We start from the raw sequence: 6,842 nt of genomic DNA, 5'->3' as shown, positions 1-6,842 counted from the left end.
ACTTTTTACTCATATTTATCAACTTAAATTAATTCCGCCAACGGGTTAGATAATGATTACGGTAGGCTTATTGAGGCTGCCAAACATTTACGACTTGTTGACAAAGAGCAGAATGGAAAGGGAAGTGAAATAGCGGAAATTATTCTATATGGCATAATGAAGAACCATTATAAAGCCTTATCTGCAATACCTAAAATTTTTTATAAACAGAATGATAATGATAATGCAAAGGGCTCTGATTCTGTACACATTGTAATTGACCCAAATGGAGGCTTTCAACTTTGGTTAGGAGAAGCTAAATTTTATAATTCTCTTGAGGATGCGCGATTATACGAACCAATAAATTCTGTTGAACAAATGTTGCGCAAACCTATTATGAAAAAGGAATGCGGAATAATGACCAATCTCAATGAACTTGATAAACAAATTGAAAACCAAACATTACTTAAAAAGATAAAAGAATGTTTCGATGAGAATACTTCCATTGACGAAATAAAACCCAAACTACATATACCTATTCTTTTATTACATGAATGCCAGATAACAGCAAGTACTACTGAAATGAGTGATGAGTATAAAAATAGTATTATTTCTTTTCATAGAGATCGTGCTCATTCGTTTTTTAAGAAGCAGATCAACAAGCTTAGTTCTGTTCATAAGTATTCGGAAATAAACTTTCATTTGATTCTTTTTCCTGTTCCTGATAAAACAAAAATAGTAAACTGGTTTATTTCACAAGCAAAAAATCTCAAAAATGATGCAGACGAATGATATATATAATACATGTTTAGATATAAGTAATGTTCTAAATGCTGGTGATATAAGTAATGCAAGATCCAAAGTAATTACATTACTTCATGAGATTAATGGTACTAACAATAATTCATATATGGAATTAGTCAACCATCTTATTCGTGAAGTGGGGCTTTTACCGTATATTGATACATATACTGCATCTTGGGAAGATCGGTTTGTATGTGAAGTTTTTAAAGTTAATATTGGAGAAAGAAAACCTTGTGTCTTACATACTGCTCAATCACAGGTATTAAAGAAGTTATTAGAAGGGAAAAGCGTTGCGGTGAGTGCTCCTACAAGTTTTGGTAAAAGTTTTGTTATTGATGCATTTATTGCGATTAAACAACCAATTAATGTTGTAATATTAGTACCTACGGTTGCTCTTGCAGATGAAACAAGAAGACGAATTTGCCGAAAATTCTCTCATCAATATAAAATAATTACAACAACAGATGTAGAACTTGCGGAGAAAAACATATTGGTATTTCCGCAAGAAAGAGCTTTTGCCTATATAGATAAACTTCCTTCAATTGATATTCTAATCGTTGATGAGTTTTATAAGGCAAGTACAAATTTTGATCTTGAAAGAAGCTCCACTTTACTCAGTTCAATGGTAGAACTCGGAAAGAAAGCTAAACAAAGATATTATCTTGCCCCAAATATCCATGAAATAGAAGAAAATGTATTCACTGAAGGGATGACATTTCTGCGTATGGATTTTAAGACCGTTGTAACGCATGCATGGCGGTTATATAAAAGCAGACCAAAGAATGAAGATAAACAGAGTTTTAAGACACGTAAACTTATTGAATTAATAAATACAGGTATAGGTAAAGCTTTGATATATACCGGCACATATAAGGGAATTGAAGAAGTAACAACAATTCTTAACAGAAATTTATATAATAAAGACTCTGAACTGCTTGCTAATTTTTCTGATTGGCTGGAATGCAATTATGGAGAAAAGTATATTCTTAAAGATTTAGTCAAACATGGTATTGGTATTCATAATGGTCAGCTACATCGTTCTCTTAGTCAAATTCAAATAAAACTATTTGAAGAACAGAATGGGTTAGATTATTTGGTATCGACCTCGTCTATAATTGAAGGAGTAAATACTCAAGCAGAGAGTGTCGTTTTATGGTCAAATAAGAACGGGGCTCATAAGATTGATTATTTTACCTTTCGCAACATCATTGGACGCGCAGGCAGAATGTTTCGTTATTTTGTAGGTCGTGTCTATATGCTTGAAGAGCCACCAAGTCAAGAAAATACTAAATTGAGATTAGAGTTTCCTGATGATGTAGTAAAAAAACTTGATGGAAATGACCCCGGTATAAAATTGAATAATGAACAATATGTAAAAATTCAACGATATCAAGATGAAATGATAGAACTTCTTGGAACGGATATTTGGCATAGAATTGAAAGAATACCACAAATCAGAAGTTGTAAACCATCAATGTTAAAGATAATTGCGGAAAAATTGAAAACTGATTCCAATTGGCCAACAAATTGCGATGCTTTACAAAACAATAATACATGGGAATGGAGGGATGCTTTAGGAGATATCATAGAAATTTTGGAATATCATCGAAAAGGACATTTACGGTATTATGCATGTGCATGTAGTAATGGATGGAAAATGACTATAAAAGAGCTATATAACACAGTAAAAGATTATGGTATTACATATGAGGATATATTTACATTTGAAAGATATGTATCCTTTAATCTCTCATCTATTATTGCGGTAATTAATATTATACGTCAAGAACTTTATCCTAATTCCTCAAATATCGCCAATTTTGTATATAAAGCATCAAATGCCTTTTTACCTAAAATTGTATTTCAACTTGAAGAATACGGATTACCGAGGATGATTAGTAAAAAGATACAAAATGCAGGTCTTATAAATCTTGAAGACGATTCTAAAGAGATTACAATCGTTATACAGGAATTTAACACGATAGGAATTGAATACCTTGAACAAAAAATACCTAATCTCCATTCATTTGACAAATATATATTAAAACATTTTATGAACGGAATTCGTTGCATAACGACAAATCAAAAGAATTAAATAATAGCCATATTATTACCTCTATATTTTTTGAGATATGATATGGCTATTTAGATAAGGATCCATATAGAAATTCTTTCGTATAATTTTCATTTGATATCTTCAACAGTACGCAGTTTTTCCGTTCTGTATAAACATCACGTATGTTTGCCGCTTCTCTTGTGAGAGAACCTTTCCTACCAGCCACATGCGGAACAGGTAGGTGTTGTAGGTGTTCAGCCGAAAAGCAATCAGAATAATGATTTCAGGCGCGTACACGTCCGCGTACAGCCCGTTTTCAAGCTGCATGTAGCGGCACACCTTGTAGTCGTTCAGCACGTCAGACTTGCGGACGGCTTTGATGACGGCGTTCACTGCCGGGACGGTCGTATGGAACAGTCCGGCTATTTCGGTGGCGGTCATCCACACATCGTTACCGGTTACGCTGACCGCCTTGTCCTCTATGATGATTATGTCACGTTTCATGGCTCCTCTTTTTTAGATGGTGCAACCTGCAAATTCCTCGACGTTGTTTAACCTTGCGGCAAGGTTTTCCATATCCTGATTGAGTTTTTCTTTGGTTATCTTCGCGTAAATCTGCGTCGTCTTTATGCTCTTGTGTCCAAGCATGGAGCTGACCGTTTCGATGGGTACGCCGTTGGAAAGGAAAACTGTCGTGGCTGCCGTGTGGCGGCTTTGATGCCACGTGATATGCTTGGTGATGCCGCAACGCTTGGCGACGGCACGGATACCGGCAAGGCACGTGTTATAATGCGGAACGGGGAATATCCTGCCGTTCTCGCATAGCCCACGGTATTTGCCGATTATGCGGTTGGCGATGTCAAGCAGGCGGATGTTGGACACCACGCCCGTTTTCTTGCGGTTGATGTTTATCCACTCGTGTTCGTCGAAATAGGTACGGATATTCTCTTCCGTGAGGTTGCGCATATCCGCGAACGACAATCCGGTGAACGCACAGAACAGGTAGAGGTCGCGGTACAGTTCCTGTTTGGCGTTTTTCAGTTTCCCCTCCATCAGCAGGCGTATTTCGTCTTTGGTCAGGAAACTGCGTGTCGTTTCCTCCTTCTTGATTTCATACTCGCGGAACGGGTCGCGTGTCAGCCACTCGTTGTTGATGGCTATGAACACCATTGTCCGTAGCGGGCAGACGTACAGCCACACGGTATTGGTGCAGCAGTGCTTGTCCGTGCGCAGGAACATCTCGAAGTCGGAGATGAAAGCGGGAGTAAGCTCTTTTAGGGCGATGTCCTTCACATGGTAGCGGATGTCGAGGAACTCTTGCAGGTGCTTGTAAACGACACGGTACTTTTCCAGTGTACCTTTTGCTTTCATGCCTGCTTCCACCTGTTTCTCATAGTTCTCGTTGTGCCGACGGAACACCTGCATCAGCGTGTGGTAGCGGTGTTCCAGTCCGAGAAAGGCGTTCTTTACCTTCTCCGCCGTGACGAAGTTGTCACGCTCCATGATTTCCTGATAGTGTCTGTTGATGCGCACCCGCATCTTGTCAAGCATACGGTTCGTTTCGAGTGCCGCCGCGCTTCTGCCCGTGACACGTCCCCCTTTGGTGTCCCACAGCTTCGGATCGACACTCAACTTGCAACTGAACTGCGTCTGGCTGCCGTCCACCGTGATGCGTCCCATGACGGGAACCGTCCCGTCCTTTTTCACTACCTGACGCTTGAGGTAGTAGATTACTGAAAATGTACTCTTCATCGTTCTTAATTTTTGGATTTCAAAATTAGTTGGTGAAGAGTCCGGTGTCGGTACGCAAAACGGGGAGGAACGGCGCAATCTTTTTTCCGTAACCGTATTTGTTACGTGAGTTGTGGGTAACTCACTATAACATAGTGTCTTGTTTCGCCATTCGTACCCGTTTGTCGCATTTTCGGACATGGTTACGAACAAGTAACGTTGCGGCGTCAAGATTTGGCTTCGGCAAGGATTGTAATGGCTTCACGAATTATCGCCACTTTAACTAAAACCCTTGTAACTCAATTCTATCACTATATCTTTCCGCATTTCACTTTTTTGTAGTAACTTTGCCTGTAAATATTAACTAAACTTGATAATCATGAAGATTTTAAATTTTGCGAAAATAATGCTGTTGTGTGTAATGACTATGGGACTGGCTTCGTGCGGGGATGACAATTATTATACTACAATAGAGAACAGCGATGAGAAACTCTGCGGGAAAACTTGGACTGAGAAATATGAAACCGAAGACGGAACTTGTACTTATCAGCTACAATTTGAGAATAAAAATAATCTGACTTCAAAAGAAGTGATTAAAGTTGTCAACGGTTCGGAAACAAAGACTACGGAAAGAATGTTTACTTGGAAATGGGCCGATAACTCAAAGGAAACTTTAATCTTGATTTTCCCTGCCAATGAAGTGAAATATTTTGAGAATGTATGGGTACGTGATCATTATCTTTCAGGAAAACTGGATGGTGAAGTAGTTACGCTGACGGATTTGACATTGCTTAAATAAAAAGTTATGATGAAATATATAAAGGTTTTCTTTCTCTGTATGCTGGTCGTGGGATTAAGTTCCTGTGATACGGATGATGATATCGAATATTGGTTGTCTGGTACTTGGAATGGTACAGTAGGGAGTAGAGATGCTTCCTTTATATTTAATGAGAATCGAAGTGGCAGTTTCCGTATAGAAGGCGGAGATTATGGAGATTTTCGTTGGTATTTTGAAGATGAGGAATATTGGGATGCGCCTTCCGGTACCATTATTTTAGACTTTGGAGCCAATGATAAAGCTTGCATAGCAGGGTCTTGGGCTGATAGAGCATCTTTATCAGGTTGGTATTATGAGTATTATGAAGATTACTTGGATGGCTTTGAAGGTAGAACTTTAGTCTTGCGCAGAGTGGGATTTTAATATTCTGATTATTAATATAATACTGTCATTCAGAGCGAAGCGAAGAATCCATTCTCACATAAATTAGAGAATGGATTCTTCGCTTCGCTCTGAATGACAGTATTATATATGTTATAAGCTTTATCTTGAGATAACTTTTAGCTTGTACCTTTTCTATTTCTTTAGAAACAACTTCTTGAACTCCCCCGGATACGGTGTTTCAAACTGCATCAACTCTCCGGTTACAGGGTGATAGAAGCAAAGCTTGAAGGCATGTAATGCCAATCGCCCGATAGGATTGATTTCTTCCAGCCCATACCGTCCGTCACCGATAATGGGGTGTCCCAAATCCTGCATATGCACACGAATCTGGTTCTTGCGTCCTGTTTCCAAGTTCAGCTCTACGAGTGAGAACCCGTTGGCGCGTTTAATGGTGCGGTAGTGGGTGATAGCTTCCTTGCCGCCATCGTCCGTAGGATTGGAATATACATAAAGTTTGCGGTCGGTAAGCCAAGACCTTACCATGCCGGCATTGTTTTCCATTTCCCCTGCAACAACAGCTACATAGCGTCTGTCAGTCACAATGTTATGCCAGTTGTCGCGCAAGGTATTTTGCGTCTTTTCGTCTTTGGCAAACATCATCAGTCCCGAAGTATCACGGTCCAGACGATGAACTATGTACACACGGTGTTGTCTGCCCGACCGCTGAACATATTCGTTCAATATAGTATAAGCTGTACGCTCTTTCTGCCTTTCCGTATTGACAGACAGCAGACCTTGCATCTTTTCGACAACAATGATATAGGCATCTTCATACACAATTTTCAGCAGTTTGTTGCTAAATTCTTTACGCCCCTTTTCGCGGCTGATTTGTACCTTCATGCCCGGCTTCAGAGGGAAGTTGTACTGTGTGGTGATGACACTGTCCACATACACGATGCGCTTGCTCAATAATGATTTTAACTTGGTACGGCTGGCATCCGGCATTTTGGCGGCCAGAAATTCCATTAGTTCCATTGGCGCATTTACCATATAGTCCGTATATTGTGTGCGGGCTTTTGCCATATTTCTTTCTTTTGCCACGAGGATAAT

7 protein-coding genes are annotated in these 6,842 nt (G+C 39.4%); 4 read left to right on the top strand and 3 right to left on the bottom strand.

Annotation, left to right across the window (positions count from 1 at the left end; translation table 11 throughout):
* Positions 1-27 precede the first annotated feature (27 nt).
* The gene (locus DW121_RS14290) at positions 28-771 is read left to right on the top strand and encodes a DUF1837 domain-containing protein (protein WP_317125012.1); all 744 of its coding nucleotides are present in this window, start codon (positions 28-30) and stop codon (positions 769-771) included.
* Positions 755-2,878 carry a DEAD/DEAH box helicase gene (locus tag DW121_RS14285; RefSeq protein ID WP_004355287.1) on the top strand — a complete coding sequence of 708 codons (2,124 nt, stop codon included), beginning with the start codon at positions 755-757 and terminating at the stop codon, positions 2,876-2,878. The genes DW121_RS14290 and DW121_RS14285 overlap by 17 nt, the downstream gene beginning before the upstream one ends.
* Positions 2,879-2,980: 102 nt before the next feature.
* Here the strand turns inward: DW121_RS14285 and DW121_RS14280 are convergent, their stop codons facing one another.
* Together DW121_RS14280 and DW121_RS14275 are read right to left on the bottom strand one after the other, a co-directional pair.
* Positions 2,981-3,343 (bottom strand): hypothetical protein, encoded by a 363-nt coding sequence (locus DW121_RS14280; RefSeq protein WP_002561010.1) that lies wholly within the window; start codon positions 3,341-3,343, stop codon positions 2,981-2,983.
* Positions 3,344-3,355: 12 nt separating this feature from the next.
* On the bottom strand, positions 3,356-4,591 hold the full coding sequence (locus DW121_RS14275) for a site-specific integrase (RefSeq protein WP_002561011.1): 1,236 nt from the start codon (positions 4,589-4,591) through the stop codon (positions 3,356-3,358).
* A gap of 358 nt (positions 4,592-4,949) precedes the next feature.
* Between DW121_RS14275 and DW121_RS14270 the strand changes: the two genes are divergently transcribed.
* Together DW121_RS14270 and DW121_RS14265 are read left to right on the top strand one after the other, a co-directional pair.
* On the top strand, positions 4,950-5,369 hold the full coding sequence (locus DW121_RS14270; RefSeq protein ID WP_117711856.1) for a hypothetical protein: 420 nt from the start codon (positions 4,950-4,952) through the stop codon (positions 5,367-5,369).
* 6 nt (positions 5,370-5,375) lie between these two features.
* Positions 5,376-5,771 (top strand): hypothetical protein, encoded by a 396-nt coding sequence (locus DW121_RS14265; RefSeq protein ID WP_117711854.1) that lies wholly within the window; start codon positions 5,376-5,378, stop codon positions 5,769-5,771.
* A 153-nt stretch (positions 5,772-5,924) separates the two neighbouring features.
* Here the strand turns inward: DW121_RS14265 and DW121_RS14260 are convergent, their stop codons facing one another.
* Positions 5,925-6,833 carry an RluA family pseudouridine synthase gene (locus DW121_RS14260; protein WP_117711852.1) on the bottom strand — a complete coding sequence of 303 codons (909 nt, stop codon included), beginning with the start codon at positions 6,831-6,833 and terminating at the stop codon, positions 5,925-5,927.
* Between the last annotated feature and the right edge of the window lie 9 nt (positions 6,834-6,842).

Source organism: Bacteroides sp. AM10-21B (genome assembly GCF_003472565.1).
Classification (GTDB): domain Bacteria; phylum Bacteroidota; class Bacteroidia; order Bacteroidales; family Bacteroidaceae; genus Bacteroides; species Bacteroides propionicigenes.
This window is presented reverse-complemented; position numbering and strand designations above follow the sequence as displayed.